This window comes from Actinoplanes cyaneus (assembly GCF_016862095.1).
GTDB classification, from domain to species: domain Bacteria; phylum Actinomycetota; class Actinomycetes; order Mycobacteriales; family Micromonosporaceae; genus Actinoplanes; species Actinoplanes cyaneus.
Window position 1 is genome coordinate 1 of record NZ_BOMH01000178.1, and the last position, 605, is coordinate 605.

A 605-nucleotide genomic window follows, 5' to 3' on the forward strand; every position below is an offset into this window, starting at 1 on the left:
CGCGCGGCCCAGTCGACCAGGCGGCCGGCGAAGCCCTGATCCGCGAACACGTGCCGAATCGGCGTGAACAAATAGGTACTGAGCAGCGTCGTCTTCGCGCCATCGCGGTCCTGCCACGATGCCGACATCACGCAGACCACGACCAGCACACCGAGGGTGTCGGTGACAATGAACCGCTTCCGGCCGTTGATCTTCTTTCCGGCGTCGTAGCCGCGGCTGTCCCGGCCGACAGTGTCGGCGGCCTTGACCGACTGCGAGTCCATGACACCGGCCGACGGCTCAGCCTCGCGTCCCTGCGCCAGCCGCAACTGCTCACGCAACTCTTCAAGAATCCGCTCAGTGACCCGGCGCTTCTCCCACTGCTGGAACTGCCAGTACACGGTCTGCCAGGGCGGAAAGTCAATCGGCAGCTGACGCCACGAGCAACCACCACGAACCACATACAAGATCGCATCGACGATCGCCCGCCGCGGATGCTTCGGAATCCGACCCGGAGACTTGATCAAGGGGAGCATGGGCTCCACGATTTCCCACTGCTCATCGGTCAGATCAGACGGATACCGCCGCTCACGCTCCACCAGGACAGCTTCGGAGCACTCTCGCCG

Annotated in this window: 1 protein-coding gene; it reads right to left on the reverse strand. The window is 64.1% G+C overall.

Going from position 1 to position 605, the window contains the following annotated elements; all coding sequences use genetic code 11:
* A partial coding sequence (locus Acy02nite_RS46240) for an IS5 family transposase (protein ID WP_203756854.1) occupies window positions 1–578 on the reverse strand: 578 nt, incomplete at its 3' end.
* Between the last annotated feature and the right edge of the window lie 27 nt (window positions 579–605).